This is a genomic window from Serratia sp. BFP-2025 (genome assembly GCF_050880365.1).
Classification (GTDB): Bacteria; Pseudomonadota; Gammaproteobacteria; order Enterobacterales; family Enterobacteriaceae; genus Serratia; species Serratia surfactantfaciens.
In genome coordinates this window covers 71,893-93,105 of sequence record NZ_JBPAFV010000003.1, presented here as the reverse complement: position 1 = coordinate 93,105, position 21,213 = coordinate 71,893, and the positions used below count along the sequence as shown (strand labels likewise).

Annotated in this window: 26 protein-coding genes; 5 read left to right on the top strand and 21 right to left on the bottom strand. The window is 60.0% G+C overall.

All coding sequences use genetic code 11. The features are described 5' to 3' along the window. Window positions 1–32: 32 nt before the first annotated feature. Entirely contained in the window at window positions 33–653 is a 621-nt protein-coding gene (gene fklB, locus ACRAWE_RS18510; RefSeq protein ID WP_004933618.1) for an FKBP-type peptidyl-prolyl cis-trans isomerase, read from the bottom strand. 267 nt (window positions 654–920) lie between these two features. On the opposite strand from fklB, the gene ACRAWE_RS18505 reads away from it, so the two are divergent. Continuing rightward, window positions 921–1,589, top strand: coding sequence for an OapA family protein (locus ACRAWE_RS18505; protein WP_154747207.1), 669 nt, complete (start codon window positions 921–923; stop codon window positions 1,587–1,589). Between the two features lie 3 nt (window positions 1,590–1,592). On the opposite strand, the gene ACRAWE_RS18500 is transcribed toward ACRAWE_RS18505, so the two are convergent. The 5 genes from ACRAWE_RS18500 to rpsF form a co-directional block, all read right to left on the bottom strand. Beyond that, the gene (locus ACRAWE_RS18500; RefSeq protein WP_019453369.1) at window positions 1,593–1,946 is read right to left on the bottom strand and encodes a DUF488 domain-containing protein; all 354 of its coding nucleotides are present in this window, start codon (window positions 1,944–1,946) and stop codon (window positions 1,593–1,595) included. Window positions 1,947–2,057: 111 nt separating this feature from the next. After that, a complete protein-coding gene (gene rplI / locus ACRAWE_RS18495; protein ID WP_004933629.1) occupies window positions 2,058–2,510 on the bottom strand; it encodes a 50S ribosomal protein L9 in 453 nt (150 codons plus the stop codon). Window positions 2,511–2,549: 39 nt separating this feature from the next. Next, complete coding sequence (rpsR, locus tag ACRAWE_RS18490) at window positions 2,550–2,777, bottom strand: 30S ribosomal protein S18 (RefSeq protein ID WP_000135199.1); 228 nt, start codon at window positions 2,775–2,777, stop codon at window positions 2,550–2,552. A gap of 4 nt (window positions 2,778–2,781) precedes the next feature. Then, complete coding sequence (gene priB / locus ACRAWE_RS18485) at window positions 2,782–3,099, bottom strand: primosomal replication protein N (protein ID WP_049233092.1); 318 nt, start codon at window positions 3,097–3,099, stop codon at window positions 2,782–2,784. A gap of 8 nt (window positions 3,100–3,107) precedes the next feature. Further along, complete coding sequence (gene rpsF / locus ACRAWE_RS18480; protein WP_004933634.1) at window positions 3,108–3,506, bottom strand: 30S ribosomal protein S6; 399 nt, start codon at window positions 3,504–3,506, stop codon at window positions 3,108–3,110. 236 nt (window positions 3,507–3,742) lie between these two features. Between rpsF and ACRAWE_RS18475 the strand changes: the two genes are divergently transcribed. Both ACRAWE_RS18475 and ACRAWE_RS18470 read left to right on the top strand, forming a co-directional pair. Further along, window positions 3,743–3,964: a hypothetical protein gene (locus tag ACRAWE_RS18475; protein ID WP_139285582.1), complete on the top strand. Its 222-nt coding sequence runs from the start codon at window positions 3,743–3,745 to the stop codon at window positions 3,962–3,964. Next, the gene (locus tag ACRAWE_RS18470) at window positions 3,961–4,227 is read left to right on the top strand and encodes a DUF1471 domain-containing protein (RefSeq protein ID WP_019453370.1); all 267 of its coding nucleotides are present in this window, start codon (window positions 3,961–3,963) and stop codon (window positions 4,225–4,227) included. The genes ACRAWE_RS18475 and ACRAWE_RS18470 overlap by 4 nt, the downstream gene beginning before the upstream one ends. 103 nt (window positions 4,228–4,330) lie before the next feature. Here the strand turns inward: ACRAWE_RS18470 and ACRAWE_RS18465 are convergent, their stop codons facing one another. Both ACRAWE_RS18465 and yjfP read right to left on the bottom strand, forming a co-directional pair. After that, window positions 4,331–4,705: a hypothetical protein gene (locus tag ACRAWE_RS18465; RefSeq protein WP_432525707.1), complete on the bottom strand. Its 375-nt coding sequence runs from the start codon at window positions 4,703–4,705 to the stop codon at window positions 4,331–4,333. Between the two features lie 122 nt (window positions 4,706–4,827). Then, a complete protein-coding gene (gene yjfP / locus ACRAWE_RS18460; RefSeq protein ID WP_432525706.1) occupies window positions 4,828–5,580 on the bottom strand; it encodes an esterase in 753 nt (250 codons plus the stop codon). A 126-nt stretch (window positions 5,581–5,706) separates the two neighbouring features. On the opposite strand from yjfP, the gene bsmA reads away from it, so the two are divergent. After that, a complete protein-coding gene (gene bsmA, locus ACRAWE_RS18455; protein WP_432525705.1) occupies window positions 5,707–6,015 on the top strand; it encodes a biofilm peroxide resistance protein BsmA in 309 nt (102 codons plus the stop codon). Window positions 6,016–6,138: 123 nt separating this feature from the next. Beyond that, complete coding sequence (locus ACRAWE_RS18450; RefSeq protein WP_025159584.1) at window positions 6,139–6,414, top strand: DUF1471 domain-containing protein; 276 nt, start codon at window positions 6,139–6,141, stop codon at window positions 6,412–6,414. Here the strand turns inward: ACRAWE_RS18450 and ACRAWE_RS18445 are convergent. The 13 genes from ACRAWE_RS18445 to mutL form a co-directional block, all read right to left on the bottom strand. Further along, window positions 6,411–6,809 (bottom strand): DUF350 domain-containing protein, encoded by a 399-nt coding sequence (locus tag ACRAWE_RS18445; protein ID WP_015376394.1) that lies wholly within the window; start codon window positions 6,807–6,809, stop codon window positions 6,411–6,413. The genes ACRAWE_RS18450 and ACRAWE_RS18445 overlap by 4 nt on opposite strands. Window positions 6,810–6,875: 66 nt before the next feature. After that, complete coding sequence (locus tag ACRAWE_RS18440) at window positions 6,876–8,504, bottom strand: isovaleryl-CoA dehydrogenase (protein ID WP_432525704.1); 1,629 nt, start codon at window positions 8,502–8,504, stop codon at window positions 6,876–6,878. Window positions 8,505–8,620: 116 nt separating this feature from the next. Then, a complete protein-coding gene (gene rlmB, locus ACRAWE_RS18435) occupies window positions 8,621–9,352 on the bottom strand; it encodes a 23S rRNA (guanosine(2251)-2'-O)-methyltransferase RlmB (protein WP_063991626.1) in 732 nt (243 codons plus the stop codon). Window positions 9,353–9,413: 61 nt separating this feature from the next. Then, window positions 9,414–11,888 carry a ribonuclease R gene (gene rnr / locus ACRAWE_RS18430; protein ID WP_432525703.1) on the bottom strand — a complete coding sequence of 825 codons (2,475 nt, stop codon included), beginning with the start codon at window positions 11,886–11,888 and terminating at the stop codon, window positions 9,414–9,416. 59 nt (window positions 11,889–11,947) lie between these two features. After that, on the bottom strand, window positions 11,948–12,373 hold the full coding sequence (gene nsrR / locus ACRAWE_RS18425) for a nitric oxide-sensing transcriptional repressor NsrR (protein WP_015376391.1): 426 nt from the start codon (window positions 12,371–12,373) through the stop codon (window positions 11,948–11,950). A gap of 233 nt (window positions 12,374–12,606) precedes the next feature. After that, the gene (locus ACRAWE_RS18420) at window positions 12,607–13,905 is read right to left on the bottom strand and encodes an adenylosuccinate synthase (protein ID WP_025159583.1); all 1,299 of its coding nucleotides are present in this window, start codon (window positions 13,903–13,905) and stop codon (window positions 12,607–12,609) included. A gap of 98 nt (window positions 13,906–14,003) precedes the next feature. Further along, a complete protein-coding gene (locus ACRAWE_RS18415; protein WP_004933666.1) occupies window positions 14,004–14,204 on the bottom strand; it encodes a DUF2065 domain-containing protein in 201 nt (66 codons plus the stop codon). Between the two features lie 63 nt (window positions 14,205–14,267). Beyond that, the gene (hflC, locus tag ACRAWE_RS18410; RefSeq protein WP_004933669.1) at window positions 14,268–15,272 is read right to left on the bottom strand and encodes a protease modulator HflC; all 1,005 of its coding nucleotides are present in this window, start codon (window positions 15,270–15,272) and stop codon (window positions 14,268–14,270) included. 3 nt (window positions 15,273–15,275) lie between these two features. Further along, a complete protein-coding gene (gene hflK, locus ACRAWE_RS18405; protein WP_019453380.1) occupies window positions 15,276–16,526 on the bottom strand; it encodes an FtsH protease activity modulator HflK in 1,251 nt (416 codons plus the stop codon). Window positions 16,527–16,594: 68 nt separating this feature from the next. Continuing rightward, the gene (gene hflX, locus ACRAWE_RS18400; protein WP_004933675.1) at window positions 16,595–17,875 is read right to left on the bottom strand and encodes a ribosome rescue GTPase HflX; all 1,281 of its coding nucleotides are present in this window, start codon (window positions 17,873–17,875) and stop codon (window positions 16,595–16,597) included. A 98-nt stretch (window positions 17,876–17,973) separates the two neighbouring features. Then, a complete protein-coding gene (gene hfq / locus ACRAWE_RS18395) occupies window positions 17,974–18,282 on the bottom strand; it encodes an RNA chaperone Hfq (protein WP_019453381.1) in 309 nt (102 codons plus the stop codon). Window positions 18,283–18,395: 113 nt separating this feature from the next. Next, the gene (gene miaA / locus ACRAWE_RS18390; RefSeq protein WP_063918013.1) at window positions 18,396–19,337 is read right to left on the bottom strand and encodes a tRNA (adenosine(37)-N6)-dimethylallyltransferase MiaA; all 942 of its coding nucleotides are present in this window, start codon (window positions 19,335–19,337) and stop codon (window positions 18,396–18,398) included. Further along, on the bottom strand, window positions 19,330–21,213 hold the full coding sequence (gene mutL / locus ACRAWE_RS18385) for a DNA mismatch repair endonuclease MutL (protein WP_154747211.1): 1,884 nt from the start codon (window positions 21,211–21,213) through the stop codon (window positions 19,330–19,332). The genes miaA and mutL overlap by 8 nt, the downstream gene beginning before the upstream one ends.

Genomic DNA, 21,213 nt, shown 5'->3' with positions numbered 1-21,213 from the left:
CGCGAAGGCGCCCAGAGCAATCCTCGGTGGGATTACAGGATTTCCAGCAGCTCGACGTCGAACACCAGCGCGCTGAACGGCGGGATGGACGCGCCAGCACCACGCTCGCCGTAGGCCAGGTTGTGCGGGATATACAGCTGCCATTTGGAGCCGACCGGCATCAGGGTCAGCGCTTCGATCCAGCCTGGGATCACGCCGCTGACCGGGAATTCCGCCGGCTGGCCGCGCTCAACCGAGCTGTCGAACACGTCGCCGTTGATCAGACGACCGGTGTAGTGCACACGCACGCGATCCTGACGGGACGGGATTGGGCCGTTGCCCTGCTCCAGCACGGAGAACTGCAGGCCGGACTCGGTCAGCGTCACGTCGTCGCGTTTGGCGTTGTCGTCCAGGAACTTCTGGCCTTCAACGGCCATCGCCTGCTGGCGCTCGCGGCGCACCGCGTCCGCACGCTCGTGGATTTCACGCAGCGCACGGTGCACCACGTCTACCGGAACCGCCGGGGCATTCCCTTCCAGCGCGTCGCGCAGACCCGCCAGCAAAGCTTCCGGTTGCAAACCTTCCAGCCCGGACTCTTGCAGCTGCTGGCCGACCTGTAAACCAATCCCGTAACTTGCTTGCGCTTCAACGCTGTCAAAAGAAGGGGTTGTCATGGGGTTTTCCTTAAGTCTGTAAAAAGTCGAAAGCGCAGCATAACAGCGCGTCAATGCCGGGTAAAATCTTGTGTGGAGAATGATGACTTTTGTCGTAGAAAAAGAAACAATAACCTTCTGTTAACGCCCGCAGCCGCAAACCTCGGCTCTGCCGCTCAGCCGCCTTTCACTTCAATCAGTTAGCGGACTATACTGAAAGCAGGATACCGGGCAGGCGACGCGTTTGTCGCGCCGCGCTAATTATTACGCCGTCGAAGAGAGGTCACCATGGGCAGAATCGCGCCCAGGAGAAGGAAAACCACCCGCATCTACCAGCCGCTGCTGCGCACCTGGCTGAACGTCAGCCAGCGCCTGAAACCGGGCGCCGCACCTGCGTCTGAAGGCGCGGAGCCGCCATCGGAACCGCCGTCGGCCAACGACAAAATGCAGCAGGTCAAAGCGCTGCTGGCCAAAGTCTGGCATCTGCCGGACGGTTTCCATTGGATGGAGCCGCTGCCCTACTTCCACCGCCGCTGGGTGCTGATCTTCGGCATCATTCTGCTGTTGGCGTTGCTGTGGCCTTACTCGCCCGAAAGACAGCCGTTCCCGGTATCTCAGCAGGAAACCAGCGTGCCGCTGCAGGCCGAACTGCAAAACGGCGGCACCACGTCTGCCAACGAAACTGCGCCGGCGGGCAACTGGCAGCGTTATCAGATCCAGCCCGGCCAGACGCTGGCCCAGCTGTTTCGCGACAACAACCTGCCGGTGAATGAAGTGTTCGCCATGGCGCAGGTGGAAGGCGGCGACAAGCCGCTGAGCAACATGAAAGCCGGCCAGGAAGTGCGTATCGAACGCGACGCCAACGGCGTGATTAACGCGCTGTCGGTCACCACCGCAGACAACAGCCAGGTGCTGTTCCGCCGCCAGGCCGACGGCAGCTACCGCCGGGAACGCTAATCCCTACAGCTGCGCCAGCAGAAACTCGCGCAGCACCACGCCCTGATTGTGCTCGGTATCCTTGCTGCCATACAGCAGCGTCAGCGCCTCCCCCTGCCGCAACAGCGCCACCAGCGGCCGCCAGGCATCGTTGGCCACCAGCTGTTGGCGGTAACGCGCCTCAAAGACCGCCCACTGGTCGGTATGCTGATGGAACCACTTGCGCAGCTCGTCATCCGGCGCCACCTGTTTCAGCCACTGCACGCCCGCCAGCCTTTCCTTGCTGACGCCGCGCGGCCATAGCCGATCTATCAGATAACAATGCGCCGGCGCCGGCGCGCTGAAGTCGTAAACCCGTTGCAGAGTAATCTTTGCCATCGCACGCTCTCCTTTTCATCCCGAGTTCAAGCGTAGCGCGTTTTGCCGGGCGCAGAAAAGCAAAACGCCAGCGCGAGGCTGGCGTTTTAACCGGGTTAACAGCAGCGTAAATTACGCTTCTGCAACCACAACTACATTCAGCTGTGCGAACACGTCGCTGTGTACCTGGAAGTGCACTTCGTGCTCACCAGTGGTACGCAGAACGCCGTTCGGCAGACGAACTTCGCTCTTGGCAACTTCAACGCCTGCCGCAGTCACTGCGTCAGCGATGTCGCGGGTGCCGATAGAGCCGAACAGTTTACCTTCGTCGCCAGATTTGGAAGCGATGGTCACTGAACCCAGTTCGTTGATCTTGGTTGCGCGAGCTTCAGCAGCAGCCAGAACGTCAGCCAGTTTGGCTTCCAGTTCAGCACGGCGTGCTTCGAAGAACTCAACGTTTTTCTTGGTAGCAGGAACAGCTTTGCCCTGTGGTACCAGGAAGTTACGAGCGTAGCCCGCTTTAACGTTAACTTGATCACCCAGGCTGCCCAGGTTTGCTACTTTATCAAGCAGAATAACTTGCATTACCTTATCCTCTCAAAGTCGTTAATGGACAGTGGCCGATTACTGATGACGATCAGTGTACGGCAACAAAGACAGGTAGCGCGCGCGCTTGATAGCACGGGCCAGCTGGCGCTGATATTTTGCACGAGTACCGGTGATACGGCTCGGTACAATTTTACCACTTTCGGTGATGTAGTTTTTCAGCGTAGCGATGTCTTTATAGTCAATCTCTTGAACGCCTTCCGCGGTGAAACGGCAGAACTTGCGACGACGGAAATAACGTGCCATTTGGCTAGTCTCCAGAATCTATCAATTCAATCTGCTCGGCATGCAGAACCAATTTGCTCAGCCCGTTGCGCCCTTGATGGCAGCTTACAAAGCCTTGCACGGTAATCTGACTGCCGACCGTTAATCTTTGAGTTAGTGCTTGTGACTGTTGTCCGCTGACAACCACGGGCATTCGGCACCATGCTTGTCTGCTGAATCCGGCTTCCATCTGCTGCGAACGGTGCTCTAGCACAAATTGGCAGTGTGGTATCCCGGAAGGACTCACTTTTCGAACCGGCGCCTTGCACACAGTGCCCGACAAAACCAGACGATTAGCCGTCACGGCGGCAATTACTCTTCAGAATCCCCAGCATCTGCATCATCTGCGGTTTCGTTAGCGAAGTCTTCGCGGCGATCGCCACGACGTTCGTCTTTCGCTTTAACCATCGGAGATGCTTCAGTTACCGCGTGCTTAACGCGCATAACCATGCTGCGGATAACGGCGTCGTTGAAGCGGAAGTTAGTTTCCAGCTCATCGATCGCTTCCTGCGGCGCTTCAACGTTCAGCAGAACGTAGTGAGCCTTGTGCAGTTTGTTGATCGGATAAGCCAGCTGACGGCGGCCCCAGTCTTCCAGACGGTGAATCTGACCTTGCGCGTTAGTGATGGTAGCACTGTAACGCTCGATCATGCCCGGAACCTGTTCGCTTTGGTCAGGATGGACCATAAAAACGATTTCGTAATGACGCATCGAATTGCTCCTTACGGATTATTCAGCCTCCTGTCAGGGTCAACCGCGGCCCATGGAAGCAAGGAACGTGTTTAGTGTGCGGCTGAAAAATGACGCGTAATCATACTGACGCAGGGCGGGAAACTCAAGGACTGCGTGGGTTTTATTCGCGTTAATGCGAGGCGCTATGGGAAATAGCACGATTTGCTCGTGGGTGAACCTATGTACGCCGATCCATCGGTTTCAAAAATCTTTCAATGAAATCAGCGCTGAGTCACAAATCTATTTCATTTTTTTTGAAAAAGGTCATCAAAACGCCCCGCTTTTTAATCCGCCGAAACGGACTAAAATTAACCATATCCGCCGCAGACAGCGCGACGAAAAAGATTCCAGGTTATTCAATGCAGATAAATGACTTTTTGCCGCAGCGACACTCGCTGTCAGGCCGTAACGGCAAGAAGTTAAGAGAGGCACTATGAAACGCATCATGCTCGCGACGGCGCTGGCCGCCCTGTTCTCCGCCAACGTAATGGCCGCGACGGAGATCACCTCGCACCAGGCCGATCAACGCCAGAGCGTCGGCTTCGTCACCCTGAACCAGAACGTGGTTTCGCCGGATGACGCCAGCAGCCAGGTCAGTAAAATCGCCGATCAACGCGGCGCAACCTCTTATCGCATCATCGCCCTGCACGAACCGGGCGACAACAGCACGATGCACGTCAGCGCCGAGCTGTACCGCTAAAGAGACACGCCACGCCAGGGAAATCCCCAGGGCTTCACCAGAGAGCCCGTTAAGTCCACTCAGGAGCGCCGCACGTTGGGCGCTCCACTACTTCCCACGCCAATCAGAGCTTGAGCAACGCCGGCGCGCTGAGCGCCTTGCCCGGATTGTGCAACTGCAACGCCATCCGCAGATAGTGGGTGCGCGTTTGCAGCAGTTCGGTACTTTCCGCCAGGGTCGCCCGCTGCTCGAAAGAGAGCGCCCCTGCCGCCGCAGTGTGAGTGGCCGCCGCTTTCGGCGCGAAAGAGAACAGTGCCGTCATGTTTTGCACCGTATGCGCGGTAATTCGCGACAGCGGATTAGCCTTGTTTTGCCGCGCTTTGCCGTCGGCGGCGCCCAACAGCTCGCTGAAGGCCGCTGATTTAACCTCGGTGCGCGCTTTTATCGTTCCCATCAAACTGCGATCGGCCTCGGCCGTCTTGCTGATACCCTTTATCATGCTCTGTTCCTTGCTGCCCCAGAAAGAATTCACGCTGACATTCTCCCCTTAAGGCGGCCAAACAATGGCCGAAACAGCCTGCGCAGAGCGCTGTAATTCCCTGCATCGCGCCCGGATGCGCATTACAACTCGCGGCGGAAGAAATCGGTGGTGGCGGACAGCGCCAACGGCGTGATGCGATGCTTCACCCCCGGCTCGACGAGCGACGTCAAACGGCCGTCCGCGCCTTGCCGCCGCAGTTCGGCCGCCAAACGCAGGCTGTCCGCCGCCGGCACCACGTCGTCCGTCTCGCCGTGCCACAGCAGCAGCGGCCGCCCGGCGATCTGCGCCAAACGCCCCTCCAGTTCATACTCCGCCAGCACGGCGGTACGCGCGGCATACGCCGCCGGCGAGAGCGCCTCGCCCCGTTCGCCCAACGGCGGATACAGCGTTTGCGCCAGCGAACGGTAATAACCGGAGCCCATCAGGCTGGCGGCCGCCCGGATCCACGGGAAGCGCGCGAAGGCGCCGAGCGCGGTCATGCCGCCCATTGAGGCGCCGGCGACGCCGATGTGTCCGTCGGCAATCAGGCCGAGCCGCTCAAAATGCGCTTTGACCTGCGGCAGTTCGTCGATATTGCTGCGCAAGATCTCCCAGAACGACGCCAGGCGCCGCGTCTCATCGCCGTCGAACCGCTCGCCGTGCCGATCGGCATCCGGCAGCACCGCCCGAAAACCGGCGCGCGCCAGCGCATAGGCGAAGTAGGCGTACACCTCTTTCGACGAGGTATAGCCATGGCAGAAGAACACCGTCGGCAGCGGCCGATGATACTGCCCCGCCGGCACCGCATGGATCACCGCAATATCGCCCGCCCGCTCGTCATGAATTTCGATCATCCGCTCATCCTCAATCACCTGTTGGCCTTAATCATGACAAACTTGCACGAAGCAGCGATAGCTCAATCTGTTACAGCTTATATTGCGTTACACTGAAGCCATCGCACCGGCGCTTCCGAGGTCACCATGACGATTGTTCGTACACTCATTAGCCTGACTCTGGCCACACAGCTTTCCGCCTGCGGCATCATGACCACCACGCCGAAACCGCCGCCGCCGCCCACCGCACAGGCGCAGGAGATCGTTCGCGCGCAAACCGCCGAACTGGTGAAAATCGGCACCGTCACCGCCGTAGTACGCGGCAGCCCGATGGACGTGGAGGCGGAGATCCAGCGCAAGGCCACCGCCGCCGGCGCCCGTTATTACATGATCATCATGAACAGCGAGACCGTCGTGCCGGGCCAATGGTATTCCCAGGCGATCCTGTATCGCTAAGGTGAGGATTTTTTAAGCAGATTTACACTGGCTTTGCACTGGCTGAAGCAGGGTGTTGCACACTGAGGGACAGCATGCCGCATATTGCGGGTGTCGAATCAGGATCTGACGAAGGGGAACGCCATGAAACGCTCCACCGCACTCACCTCCCTCTTGCTTTCCATGGGGTTGCTCAGCACCGGCGCACAGTCCGCCGAGCTGGCGCCCGCCGATCGCGTGACGCCGCTCAGTGAAATCGCCGAGATCACCTTCAACGATCTGCCCGGCTCACCGCAGGAGGCGGAACTGGCCATCGCCCGCACCGCCGACCAACACGGCGCCAGCTATTACCGCATCCTGCGGATGGAAGAGCAGGCGCACCCGCCTGGCTGGCGCGCCTCGGCGATCTTATACCTTTAGTAGCTCATGCAAGCCGCATTCAACACGCCGCCGCTGACGGAGACGCCCCCCAGGAAAATCCCGGCGGCCAGATGGTTGGCTTCGATCTTGTCGCTGATGCGCGGCATGTAGATCTTCACGGCCGCGAATAGCAGCAGTTGCACCACCAGCGCCACCACGCCCCACAGCAGGTAATCCAGCAGGCTGATCGAGTTGATCGCCGCGCTGGCCAACGGGATCACATACCCCAGGCAGGCACCGATGAAAGCAAAGGCGGCGGATTGATTATCGGCCTTGATCAGTGCCCATTCGTCGTGCGGAGTGATACGGGTATAGACGAACAGAAACACCAAAATCATGGCGAAACCGCTAAAGAAGTAAGAGGCGAACGCCGCCAACGCGCTGAGAATATCCATGTGCATTTTCCTGTCAGAGTGAGGCTGAATTAAAAAGGTTTTCGCCGCCGCGCGCCACCCTTTTCCCTAGCCGCCGATGGCGCGGTTCAACAGCAGCTCGCACACCTCGGCCGACAGCAGGCTCTCACCGCGGTGATCCAGCGTCAGGTGACACCAGGCGTCGGCGATCTGCGGGCTGGCGTGCTGCAACAGCTGCGCGGCGCAGCACAGATCGAACAGCTGCTGGGTCAGCAACCGCCCCATCTCCTCGCTCGGTTGCCGGGCACGCTGCTGCCACTGCCGCCAGGCATGATCGAACAGCCGATTCTGACCGCGCACCGGCTGCAGTTCGAACTGCAACATCTCGAGCGCGCCCGGCAGCTTGTGCAAGCTGCGCAGCACGTCCAGGCACATGATGTTGCCGGAACCCTCCCAGATGCTGTTGACCGGCATCTCGCGGTACAGACGCGGCAGTTCGCTCTCTTCGCAGTAGCCGATCCCCCCCAGCACCTCCATCGCCTCGGCGATGAACGGCATGCCCTGCCGGCAGATGCTGTATTTGGCCGCTGGCGTCAGCAGGCGGCTGTAGATCAGTTCGCCCTCATTGCTGCGGCTTTCCCAGGCGCGGGCCAGCCGGAACAGCAACGCGGTATGCCCTTCCAATCGCAGCGCCATGCGTGCCAGAACCTGGCGCATCAGCGGTTGTTCGATCAACAGCTTGCCGAACGCCTGCCGCTGCAGCGCATGATACAGCGCCACCGACAGCCCGCGGCGCATCAGGCCGTGGCTGCCGAGCGAGCAGTCGAAACGGGTCAGGCCGCCCATCTTCAGGATATGCCGCACGCCGTCGCCCTCATCGCCCAGCAGCCAGGCGGTGGCGTCCTGAAACTCCACTTCGCTGCTGGCGTTGGAACGGTTGCCCAGCTTGTCTTTCAGCCGCTCCAGGCGAATGGCGTTGCGACTGCCGTCCGGCAAAATGCGCGGCAGGAAGAAACAGGACAACCCGCCTTCGGCCTGCGCCAGCACCAGGTGCGCATCGCTCTGCGGCACCGAGAAGAACCACTTGTGCCCCACCAGCCGGTAGGCTTCGCCCGGCCCGCGCGCGCCGAGCGGCACGGCGGTGGTGGTATTGCTCAAGACATCGGAGCCGCCCTGCTTCTCTGTCATACCCATGCCGATCAGCAGACCGCGCTTTTGCCCGCCCGGCAACAGGTGAGCGTCATAACGATCCGACAGCAACGGCGTCAGCCAGGAGCGAAACTCGGCCGGTAACGCCTGCTGCAGTAGCGGCGTGGCGCCGAAGGTCATGGTCACCGGGCACAGCGTGCCGGCCTCGACCTGAGCATGCAGCATAAAGCGCGCGGCGCGCGCCACGAAGGAACCGATGCGCGCATCCTCCTGCCAGGGCAGGTTGTGCACCCGGTTGGCGATCAGCCCCTGCATCAGGATATGCCAGGCCGGGTGAAAGCGGACGTCGTCCAGTCGCTGGCCGGTGGCGTCGTAGCGCAGCAGCTCCGGCGGGTTGGCGTTGGCCAGCCGCCCCAGCTCCAGCGACTCCTGCGTGCCGAGCTGCTGGCCCAGCGAAGCCAATACCTCGGCGTCCCAACCGCCTTGCTCGCGCTGCAACGCTTCACGCAGCGGCGTATCGGAGAGAAACAGGTTGCTGTTGCCGAGCGGCTTGGGTTGGTTAAAAACGGTGTGCGTAGTCCAGACCATGAGAGTGCTCCCTGAAAAAAGCGTCAGGAGTAAGTATGGTCGGCGCAGGGATTTCTGCCGCAGGCGGGATCACAAGAGGGGGAATTAACGGGGGCACTGCGCCCCCGTCAGGAGAATCAGCCGCGCTGACGCACCGCTTCGAACAGGCAGATGCCGGTGGCGACCGACACGTTCAGCGAAGAGACGGTACCGGCCATCGGGATGCTGATCAGCTCGTCGCAGTGTTCGCGGGTCAGGCGGCGCATGCCTTCGCCTTCCGCGCCCATCACCAGCGCCATCGGGCCGGTCATTTTGCTCTGATACAGCGTATGGTCGGCTTCGCCGGCGGTGCCCACCACCCAGACATTCATTTCCTGCAACAGACGCAGCGTGCGCGCCAGGTTGGTCACGCGGATCAACGGCACGTTTTCGGCGGCGCCGCAGGCCACTTTCTTGGCGGTGGCGTTCAACTGGGCGGAACGGTCACGCGGCACGATCACCGCGTGCACGCCGGCGGCGTCGGCACTGCGCAGGCAGGCACCGAGGTTATGCGGGTCGGTCACGCCGTCCAGCACCAGCAGGAACGGCGTCTCCACGCTTTCCAGCAGGCCCGGCAGATCGTTCTCCTGATACTGACGCCCTTCGCGCACCCGGGCGACGATCCCCTGGTGCACCGCGCCTTCAACCTTGTCATCCAGCCATTGGCGGTTCGCCACCTGAATAACGATACCGGTCGCTTCCAGCTCGGCGATCAGCGGTTGCAGGCGGCGATCTTCGCGGCCTTTCAGGATAAACACTTCCAGGAAGCGTTGCGGATCGCGCTCTAACAGGGCTTTGACGGCGTGGATGCCGTAAATAATTTCGCTCATGATGCTCTTTTAAATTCGTGCGGCCGGCGATAACCGGCCGATGGTAACGATGTGCGGCAGGTTAGGCCTGCTCGGCACCTTTCTTCTTGGCTGCGCGTTTGGCTTTGGTCGCCGCCGCGATTTTCCGCGTTTTGTCGGACGCCTTCTTGGCCTTCTTCTTCGCCTTCTTCACCTTGTCGGCGGGCTTGGCGTCATCCTGCTTGCGGAAGGCGCTGTCCGGCTCGAAGTTGGCCGGCGGTTTGCCACCGCGGCGCTTGCCGCGCCCTGCGCTACCGTTGTCGCGCAGCGTACGCTGACCGCCATTCTTGGCGCGATCGCGCTCGGTTTTGCCTTCACCGCGCGCTTTGCGGGTGCTGGATACCAGCGCGAAGTCAATCTTGCGCTCGTCCATATGCACCGCGTCCACGCGGATCTCCACCGTATCCCCCAGACGATAGACCGTGCCGGAAGACTCGCCGATCAGGCGCTGGCCGATATTATCGTAGCGATAGTAATCATTATCCAGCGTTGATACGTGCACCAGCCCGTCGATGAACAGATCGTTCAGGCGCACGAAGAAGCCGAAGCCGGTCACGCTGGAGATGATGCCGCTGAACACTTCACCGACGTGATCCTGCATGAAGTCGCACTTCAGCCAGTCGGCGACGTTGCGCGTCGCTTCGTCCGCGCGGCGCTCGGTCATCGAGCAGTGTTCGCCCAGCTGCAGCATCTCTTCGAATTCGCTGTGCCAGCCGCCGGTCGGCGTCCAGCGCTCTTTCGGCTCGCCGTGTTCCTTGGCCAGCTGATATTTGATCGCGCGGTGCAGCGCCAGATCCGGATAACGGCGGATCGGCGAGGTGAAGTGGCCGTAAGACGCCAACGCCAGGCCGAAGTGGCCGCGGTTTTCCGGATCGTAAATCGCCTGCTTCATCGAGCGCAGCAACATGGTTTGCAGCATTTCGTGATCAGGGCGCTCGGACACTTCATCCATCAGCACCGCATAGTCTTTCGGCTGCGGCTTGTTACCGCCGCCCAGCGTCAGCCCCAGCTCGCTCAGCACGCTGCGCAGCGCGGAGATATGGTCGTCGCTTGGACGATCGTGCACGCGGTACAACGCCGGCTCGTTGCGTTTCTCGACGAAGCGCGCGGCCGCCACGTTGGCCATGATCATGCACTCTTCGATCAGCTTGTGGGCGTCGTTGCGCACCGTCGGTTCCACGCGCTCGATGCGACGTTCGGCGTTGAAGATGAATTTGGCTTCTTCGGTTTCAAACGCGATGCCGCCGCGCTCGGCGCGCGCCTTATCCAGCACCTTGTACATGGCGTGCAGCTCTTCCAGGTGCTTGACCAGCGGGTGGTAATGCTCGCGCAGCTCCTGATCGCCCTGCAGAATGTGCCACACCTTGTTGTAGGTCAGGCGGGCGTGAGAGCTCATTACCGCCTCGTAGAACTTGGCCGTCGACAGGCGCCCCTGGGCGGAGATGGTCATCTCGCACACCATGCACAGGCGATCGACCTGCGGGTTCAGGGAGCACAGCCCGTTGGACAGCACTTCCGGCAGCATCGGGATCACCTGCGACGGGAAATAGACCGAGTTGCCGCGGCTACGCGCTTCATCGTCCAGCGCGGTGCGCGGACGCACGTAGTAGCTGACGTCGGCGATCGCCACCCACAGGCGCCAGCCGCCGCCGCGTTTCTTCTCGCAGTACACAGCATCATCGAAGTCGCGCGCGTCTTCACCGTCGATGGTGACCAACGGCAGCTTGCGCAGATCGACGCGGCCCTTCTTGGCCGCTTCCGGCACCTGCTCGCTGAGATCGGCCACCTGTTTTTCCACCTGCGGCGGCCAGGTATGCGGGATCTCATGGGTGCGCAGCGCGATGTCCACCGCCATGCTGGTGCCCATTTTGTCGCCGAGGATCTCGACGATCTTGCCGACCGCCTTGGTGCGGCGGGTCGGACGCTGAGTCAGCTCCACCACCACCATAAAGCCCATGCGCGCGCCGCTGACGTTGTCCGCCGGGATCAGAATATCAAAGCTCAGACGGCTGTCGTCCGGCACCACAAAGCCGGTACCGGCGTCCATGAAGAAACGGCCGACGATCTGACTGGTTTTCGGCACCAGCACGCGCACGATGCGCGCCTCGCGACGCCCTTTACGGTCTGCGCCCAGCGCCTGCGCCAGCACCACGTCGCCGTGGATCGCCATTTTCATCTGTTCGGCGGACAGGTACAGATCGTCTTTGCTGCCCTCAACGCGCAGGAAGCCGTAGCCGTCGCGGTGGCCGATCACCGTGCCGCGCAGCAGATCCAAACGTTCCGGCAGCGCGTAGCACTGGCGGCGGGTAAACACTAACTGGCCATCGCGCTCCATGGCGCGCAGGCGGCGGCGCAGCGCTTCCAGCTGCTCTTCGCCGCTGAGGCCCAGTTCGTTGCCCAGTTCTTCGCGGCTGGCCGGCGTTTCTCGTTTCGCCAAATGGGCCAGGATATATTCACGGCTGGGGATGGGGGATTCGTATTTTTCTGCTTCTCGTTCCAGGAATGGATCTTGTGACATTGCGGTTCCTCCGTTGTCATCAGCAGGATGACGTTGAGCCTTGTCTTCTCAACGTCGTTTTATTCGACAAGCAATAGCTTGTAGAGCGGCGGATTGTCTTCGACCATGTCGGCCAACGTATGCTTATCCAGCTCTTCAAGGAAATTCTGTACGCCCTGCTGGAGCACCTGCTTCAGTCGGCAGGCAGGGGTGATGTGGCAAAACTCGCTGCTGCAGTTAACCAGCGCAAGCGGCTCCAGCGCCCGCACTACGTCGCCGAGGCGAATGCTCTCGGCCGGTTTGCCCAAACGGATGCCGCCATGCTTGCCGCGCACCGCCGTGACAAAACCCACCCGGCTCAACTGATTGATGATCTTCACCATATGGTTGCGAGACACGCCGTAAACCTCGGTCACTTCCGAGATGCTGGTCATCTTGTCCTGCGGCAACGAAGCCATGTAGATCAACGCCCGCAGGCCATAATCAGTAAAACTTGTTAACTGCACATCTTACCTCTGGGTATCACTTTACCCGTCTGATACGCCGCTTTTCGGCGCTATTCAAAAGATTACTCATTGGATAATAAACCAGCCGGAGAGTTCGTCGCTAATTATTTAGCGAATCCCGCACCCTAAGGCGGGTTTATGAAAGGATTTTTTGACGTGAAGCCGCAATCGGAGGGAGTCAGGATAAAAACAAACCGGGACGCGCCCGGTTTGTTTAGTGCCGCAAAGCCTGATTATGCGTCGAACGGGTCGCGCAGGATCATGGTTTCGCTGCGATCCGGGCCGGTAGAGATGATGTCTACCGGTACGCCGGTCACTTCTTCGATGCGCTTGATGTAGTTCAGCGCAGCCTGAGGCAGCTTGCTGTGCTCTTTCACGCCAAAGGTGGTTTCGCTCCAGCCCGGCATGGTTTCGTAGATAGGCTCAATGCCTTCCCAGCCTTCTGCCGCCAGCGGAGTGGTGTCCACTTCGCGGCCGTCCGGCATGCGGTAACCCACGCAGATCTTCACTTCTTTCAGGCCGTCCAGGACGTCCAGTTTGGTCAGGCAGAAGCCGGACAGTGAGTTGATCTGCACCGCACGACGCACCGCTACGGCATCCAGCCAGCCGGTACGACGACGACGGCCGGTGGTGGCGCCGAACTCGTTACCCTGCTTGCACAGGTACTCGCCGGTTTCATCGAACAGTTCGGTTGGGAACGGACCTGCACCCACGCGAGTAGAGTAAGCTTTCACGATGCCCAGCACGTAGTCCACATAACGTGGGCCAATGCCGGAACCGGTAGCTACGCCGCCTGCGGTGGTGTTGGAAGAGGTCACGTACGGATAGGTGCCGTGGTCGATATCCAGCAGGGTGCCCTGAGCGCCTTCGAACATGATCAGATCGCCACGCTTGCGCGCGCCGTCCAGCAGTTCGGAAACGTCAACCACCATGGCGGTCAGGATGTCGGCGATAGACAGCACATAGTCCAGCGTCGCCTGATAATCGACGGCTTCAACTTTGTAGTAGTTGACCAGCTGGAAGTTGTGGTAATCGACGATCTCTTTCAGCTTAACGGCGAAGGTTTCTTTGTTGAACAGGTCGCCGACGCGCAGGCCGCGACGAGCCACTTTATCTTCGTAAGCCGGGCCGATGCCGCGACCGGTGGTGCCGATCGCTTTCGCGCCGCGCGCTTTCTCACGCGCGTTATCCAACGCAACGTGGTAAGGCAGGATCAACGGGCAAGCTTCAGACAGTAACAGACGTTCGCGTACCGGGATGCCACGCGCTTCGAGTTCACCCATTTCTTTCATCAACGCGTCCGGCGCCAGAACAACACCGTTGCCGATGATGCTGGTGACGTTTTCACGCAGAATACCTGAAGGAATTAAATGAAGGACGGTTTTTTCACCGTTGATTACCAGAGTGTGGCCAGCGTTATGGCCACCTTGGTAGCGCACAACATATTGAGCCCGTTCAGTCAGCAGGTCTACAACCTTGCCTTTACCTTCGTCACCCCATTGGGTGCCCAGTACGACGACGTTCTTACCCATTTTTCAAAATCACCGATTGCTTAAAAATGGATTCTACCACCGTAATTTTCGATTTTCAGCACTTTTAGCATACGATTGCATAAATTTTGGGCTAGACTTTAAAGACCCGTGCGGCCGCTCAACATGTAGTAGATCACGCAGCCCGCAACCACTATTCCACCGCCAAATCGCCGCAGCGTCGCGTCCGGCAGCTGCGACATCGCCACAATCATTTTGCGCCAGGCCTGCGGAAACAGCATCGGCCCCAATCCTTCCAGTACCAGAACCAGCCCAAGCGCCAGCCAAATCGTTGAGTTCATGCATCCCCCAAAAACGAGAAAGGGCCCGCGTAAACGGGCCCTCGATCAGATTGCCTGCCGCGCTTATTTGCGCAGGGTATCAGGCGACTTCATGTAGCGGAAGAAATCGCTGTCCGGGCTCAGTACCAGCACATCCTGGTTGTCCTTGAAGCTGGCTTCATAGGCGCGCAGGCTGCGGATAAAGGCATAGAAGTCCGGATCCTGGCTGAACGCATTGGCGAACAGTTTGGCCGCTTCGGCATCGCCTTCACCGCGGGTGATACGCGCCTGACGCTCGGCTTCCGCCAGGGTACGGGTCACTTCGTAGTCCGCGCTGGCGCGCAGCTTCTCGGCTTCTTCCTGGCCTTGCGAGCGCAGACGACGGGCTACCGCTTCACGCTCGGCGCGCATACGCTGGTAGATGGCGTCGGACACTTCGGCCGGCAGGTTGATCTGCTTGATACGCACGTCGATCACTTCGATGCCCAGCGCCGCCATGCTGTTCGGGTTCACCTGCGGCTGTTTGCCGGTGGTTTCCCGCTCAACGCGCGCCGCCGCAGAGGCGATAGCGTCATCGGCTTCGGTGGTCGCCACTTCCTCGCCGTCGCCCACGGTGCCGGTGTTCAGCGCGTCACGCACGTCGGACATCAGCTTGCCGCGCGAGTCGGTCACGATGTCTTTCACGTCCAGGCGGCCGATTTCGGAACGCAGACGGTCGCTGAACTTACGTTTCAGCAGCACTTCAGCCTGGGAGACGTCGCCGCCGCCGGTCGCCAGATAGTAACGGCTGAAATCGCTGATGCGCCACTTCAGATAGGAGTCGACGATCAGGTCTTTCTTCTCGCTGGTCACGAAGCGATCGGCCTGGTTGTCCATGGTCTGGATACGCGCATCCAGGTTCTTCACGGTTTCAATGAACGGGATCTTGAGGTGCAGACCCGGCGCATACACCAGCGGCTTGTTTTCGCCGTCGCGCAGAACCTTGCCGAAGCGCAGCACGATGCCGCGCTGGCCTTCCTGCACCACGAACAGCGAAGCGTACAGCACCACCAGCACCGCGAGGACAATAACTACAAAAGACTTACGCATTGATTACTCTCTCCCTACGCGAGTGGTGTCGTCACGCTGCGCATTCGCCCGGCGCTGATCCATAATCGAACCGCCGCTGGTGCGCGGAGCGCTGCTGTTGGCAGCCGGCGCAGGATTCGGATTGAGGCGAATCAGGCTGGTATCCTTGTTGCCGCTCTCCGGTGCCGCGCCTTGGCCGCGCAGCATCTGATCCAACGGCAGCACCATCAGGTTGTTGCCTTTGTCGCTCACCAACACCTTACGGGTATGGCCCAGCACTTTTTCCATGGTTTCGATATACAGACGCTCACGGGTGATCTGCGGAGCGGACTTGTATTCCGGCAACAGTTTGGCAAAGCGCGCCACCTCACCCTGAGCCTCCAGGATGGTGCGGTCTTTATAAGCCTTGGAGTCTTCCAGCAGACGCTGCGCCTGGCCGTTCGCACGCGGCTGAACTTCGTTGGCGTAAGCTTCCGCTTCACGGATGTATTGCTGCTCGTTCTCACGCGCGGCGATCGCATCGTCGAACGACGCCTTCACCTCTTCCGGTGGACGCGCCGCCTGGAAGTTGACGTCCAGCAGCGTGATGCCCATGTTGTAAGGACGAATGGTCTCTTCCAGCATGCGCTGCGTGTCGTTACGCACCACGGTACGGCCTTCGGTCAGGATGCGGTCCATCGAGTATTTACCGATCACGCCGCGCAGGGCGCTGTCGGTCGCCTGGCTCAGGCTGTCGTCGGCATTGACGACGCTGAACAGGTACGCTTCCGGGTTGGTCACGCGGTACTGCACGTTCATTTCCACGCGCACCACGTTTTCATCGGAGGTCAGCATCACGCCGGACGCCGCCAGCTCGCGCACGGATTCCACGTTTACCGGACGCACGTCGTCGATGAAGGTCGGTTTCCAGTTCAGGCCCGGCTGCACCAGGTGGCTGAACTTGCCGAAACGCGTCACGACGCCGCGCTCGGCTTCCTTGATGGTGTAGAAGCCGCTGGCGGCCCAGATCACCACCACGGCGACCGCCGCGATACCGATAATGCGGCCGCTGAAGCCCGGACCAGAGGTGCCGGTGCCGCCGCTATTGCTGTTGGAGCCTTTGCCCCCGCCGAAACCGCTCAATTTCTTGCTCAGTTTGCGGAAGATATCGTCCAAATCAGGTGGCCCTTGATCACGACCGCCTTTGTTGTTACCGCCAGAGTTGCCGCCATTGTTATTGCTGCTCCCCCACGGGTCGCGGTCCTGTCCGTTATTACCGGGCTGATTCCACGCCATGTTTTAGCTCCATATTCTGTGATTGGGTACTTCAGGCTTTCGCGAAGCATAAATGTAACAGGATATGATCATACGATAAAGTCAATCAGGTCCTGTTCTTGCTTGCAGAGACGACGCCATTCGACGATCGGCATTCGCACCACCACGCCAATGCTGCCGTCCTCCTCGTTCCACTCTTTTTCAATCGCCTGAAGCTGGTAAAAACGGCTGCGAAGACGGCCTGCCCGTGGCGGTAAGCGCAATTCGTAATGCGCGATCTCCCCCGATAAGCGCTCCGTCAACGCCTGATACAGCAACGGAATACCCTCTCCGCTGGCGGCGGACAGCCACACCCGGATCGGCAGGTTTTCGTCGTTGCGGTCGATACGCGGCACAAAATCGTCCAGCATATCTATTTTGTTCATCACTAACAGTGTAGGGATTTCATCCGAGTCGATCTCCGCCAGCACGGTGTTCACCGCTTCGATGTTCTCATCGACGCGCGGATCCGCCGCGTCGATGACGTGCAGCAGCAGCGATGCCTGGCGCGTCTCCTGCAGCGTCGCCTTGAAGGCGGCCACCAGATCGTGCGGCAGGTGCCGGATAAAGCCTACGGTATCCGCCAACACGGTATCTCCCACGTCCGGCACATCAATGCGCCGCAACGTAGGATCCAGGGTGGCAAATAGCTGGTCCGCCGCATACACCTCGGCAGACGTTATTCGGTTAAACAGGGTGGATTTGCCGGCGTTGGTGTAGCCCACCAGCGATACGGTCGGCACATCGGCGCGGGTCCGCGCGCGTCGGCCTTGTTCACGCTGCTTCTCTACCCGCTCCAGGCGGCGCAGAATCAAGCTGATGCGATCGCGCAACAGGCGACGGTCGGTCTCAAGCTGGGTTTCCCCCGGCCCGCGCAGGCCTATCCCCCCTTTTTGCCGCTCCAGGTGCGTCCAGCCGCGCACCAGACGCGTGGCGATGTGACGCAACTGCGCCAGCTCCACCTGCAGCTTACCTTCATGGGTGCGGGCACGCTGGGCAAAGATGTCTAAAATCAACCCGGTGCGGTCGATCACCCGGCATTCGCACAGGCGCTCAAGGTTTCTTTCCTGCGCCGGGGAAAGGGAATGATCAAACAGGACAACAGACGCGCCGCTGGCTTTCACCGCATCTGCAATTTCTTCGGCCTTTCCTTCGCCGACAAAGTACTTCGGATGCGGGGCTTTGCGGCTACCAGTCACCACTTGCAAAGCTTCGACACCGGCTGAGGAAACCAACGATTCGAACTCGTTGAGGTCTTCCGTATCTTTGTCTTGCGAGAAATAGATATGAACCAGTACGGCCTGCTCACCGGCTTCATAACGGTCAAACAAGCGTGCAACCTCTCAAACGGACACTCACCGTGAGTTTGGGGGACATAAACAGCGCGCGGCTGCTTATGCTCCCCGTCATGGTTGACTTGCAACGCGCTTTATTCAGCGTCATCGCTTTCCTGCTGCGACTGTTGCTGCGCAGACGGATTGTTGCCATGGTGATAGTTGCTTGAACCGCCGCTCGGGTTGTTGCTGTGATGCGAAACCGGACGTGACGGGACAACGGTAGAGATAGCGTGCTTGTACACCATCTGGCTAACCGTGTTCTTCAACAGGATGACAAACTGGTCAAAAGACTCAATCTGGCCTTGCAGCTTAATACCATTCACCAAATAAATAGAAACCGGAACACGTTCACGACGCAATGCGTTCAGGAACGGATCTTGCAAAGATTGCCCCTTAGCCATTCTATCTTTTCCTTATTTGCTTGTTGTTTGTAACTAAGAACCTGTCGGCTCTAAAATAAACGACGTAAAAATTTGCGCGCTGAATACTCAGCAATTGTACACAATCACCCAACCTATGCACTAACAACCTGTGTCACCGAGTCCAAAGCCTCTCCCGGCTTTTCACTGTCCAACCAATGGACCGACTCCCAACCCCGTAACCAGGTCATCTGGCGTTTAGCCAACTGACGTGTTGCGCAAATACCACGATAAACCATCTCATCGTAACTAATTTCACCAGACAAGTATGACCACATCTGGCGGTAACCGACACAGCGAATGGAGGGCAAGTCCGTATGCAAATCACCCCGTGCGAAAAGTGCACGCGCTTCCGTCTCAAAACCCGCCGCCAACATTTGATGGTACCGCAGCTCGATGCGTTGATGGATCAACTCACGGCTGGTCGGCGCTATCGCAAATTGGTGAACTTGATACGGTAACGATTCACCCGAAATTTGAGTCAGTTCCGTTAAAGTTTTACCCGAAATAAAAAAAACTTCCAGTGCTCTGGACAGTCTCTGCGGATCATTCGGATGAATTCTCAATGCCGCGACCGGATCGATCGCCTGCAACTGCCGGTGCAACGCCTCCCAACCCAGCTCCGCCGCTTGCCGTTCGATGCGCTCGCGCACTGCGGGATCGGCGGACGGCAGCGGCGACAATCCTTCCAGCAACGCCTTGAAATACAACATGGTACCGCCCACCAGCAGCGGAATGCGCCCGGCGGCGGTGATGTCGGCCATCTCTTTCAGCGCGTCGGCGCGGAACTCCGCCGCCGAATAAGCTTCGGCGGGATCGCGGATATCGATCAGCCGGTGCGGCGCCTGCGCCAATTCTTCGGCGTTCGGCTTGGCGGTGCCGATATCCATGCCGCGATAAATCAGCGCGGAATCGACGCTGATCAGCTCCACCGGCAGGCGTTCGCGCAGCGCGATCGCCAGCGCGGTCTTGCCCGAGGCGGTCGGCCCCATGATGAAAATAGCCGGGGGACGTGGTGTCATTTCAGTTTCAGTCATGCTTGAGGGCCGCCAGTGCGGCCTGTAAATCAACGGGTTGTAAAAGTCCGCTCGGTGGCGATTTGACCAGCTGCGGGCAAAGTCGTTCAACGTCGGTCAGCAATTGTATCGCTTGCGAGGTGTTCCACTGTTCATGTTCGCTGCCAAGGCGACGAGCGAGCCAGGTAGCCAGCACCGCGGGCGACATCTCCTGATGTTCGGCCAGATAGCCTAACAGTTCGGGTATCAGTTTTTGTAAATTTTGTTGGCGTAATGGTAAAGGCACTGCGCGCAACGTCACACGGCCATGATCTGTCTGCAGATCCAGCCCCATCGCCGCCAACAGCGTCTGATGCCGCGCAATGGCCGCCGCTTCGTTTTTACTCAGCGTCAGCTTGATCGGGATCAGCAGCGGTTGCGGCCGCAGCCCCTCCGCCGACGGGTTGAGCTGCGCCTGACGCAGCCAGCGTTCGGCCACCGTCAGATTGAGCAGTGCCGGCAGTTGGCGCTGCTCAATCAACGCATAGCATGGCGGATAAATCATCAGCACCCGGCCAAAACTGTGCTGCCCGCCCGCCAGCGGTACTTCCGCTGCGGCTTTCACCGGCGGGAACAGCGGTGGCTTGCTCGGGGTTTCCGACTCGGCGTCGGCCGGCGGCTCTGCGGCGGGCTGGATCAGTTTGCCGTACAGCTCGCCTTCGCGTTTCTGGTAACCGCCCGCCGTTTGCCAACCCGGCTGCGGTGCACGCTCGCGGGCGACGCCGGCCTGCGGCGGCGTTTCGCGGCGCGGCGCAGGCTGAGAAAAATGGTTGCCGCCGGCGGCGACGCGGTTTTCCTGCTGCCAGACCGGCGCTGGTTCTTCGTCAGGCGTTTCCGTCAGCGGCAGCAGCGGCGTTTGGCCGGCCTGCTGCAGCACGGTGGTCACCGCCTGATAAATAAAATCGTGCACCAGCCGCGCCTGATGGAAACGCACCTCGTGCTTGGCTGGATGAACGTTGACATCCACCTGGTGCGGATCGACCTCCAGGTACAGCACGTAAGCGGGCTGCTGATCGTCTTTCAACTGATCCTGATAGGCCTGACGAATGGCGTGATTGATCAGCCGATCGCGCATCATGCGGCGGTTGACGTAGCAATACTGCATTTCACCCAGCTGACGCGCGCCGGCCGGATCCGCCACCCAGCCGCGGATGCTCAGATCGCCGTGCTGCCAGTCGATGTTCAGCGCATGCTGCAAAAACGCCGGGCCGCAGATGCTGCCCAAACGGCGCTCGTGTTGGCTTTCTTCCTTCGCCGCCCGGTATTGGCGGATCAATTTGCCGTTATGGCTGAGGTTGATCGCCACATCGAAACGCGCCAGCGCGATGCGCCGCACCACTTCATCGATATGGCCGAATTCGGTTTTCTCGGTGCGCATGAACTTGCGACGCGCCGGGGTGTTGTAAAACAGATCCAGCACTTCCAGCGTGCTGCCGACCGGATGCGCGGCGGGTTTGACCGTCACCGCCTGCTCACGCCCTTCGGCGTAGGCTTGCCACGCTTCGCTCTGCTCGGCGGTGCGCGACGTCAGGGTTAAACGGGAAACCGAGCTGATACTGGCCAGCGCTTCGCCGCGAAAACCGAGGCTGACGATCGCCTCCAGGTCATCGAGCGTGCTGATTTTACTGGTGGCATGCCGCGCCAGCGCCAACGCCAGGTCGTCCTTGCCGATGCCGCAGCCGTTGTCGCGAATGCGGATCAGCTTGGCGCCGCCGCGTTCAATATCGATGTCGATACGCGTCGCGCCGGCGTCCAGGCTGTTTTCCACCAGCTCCTTGACCACCGACGCGGGGCGTTCAACCACCTCTCCGGCGGCGATCTGGTTGGCGAGCTGTGGCGGTAACACCTGGATAGGCAT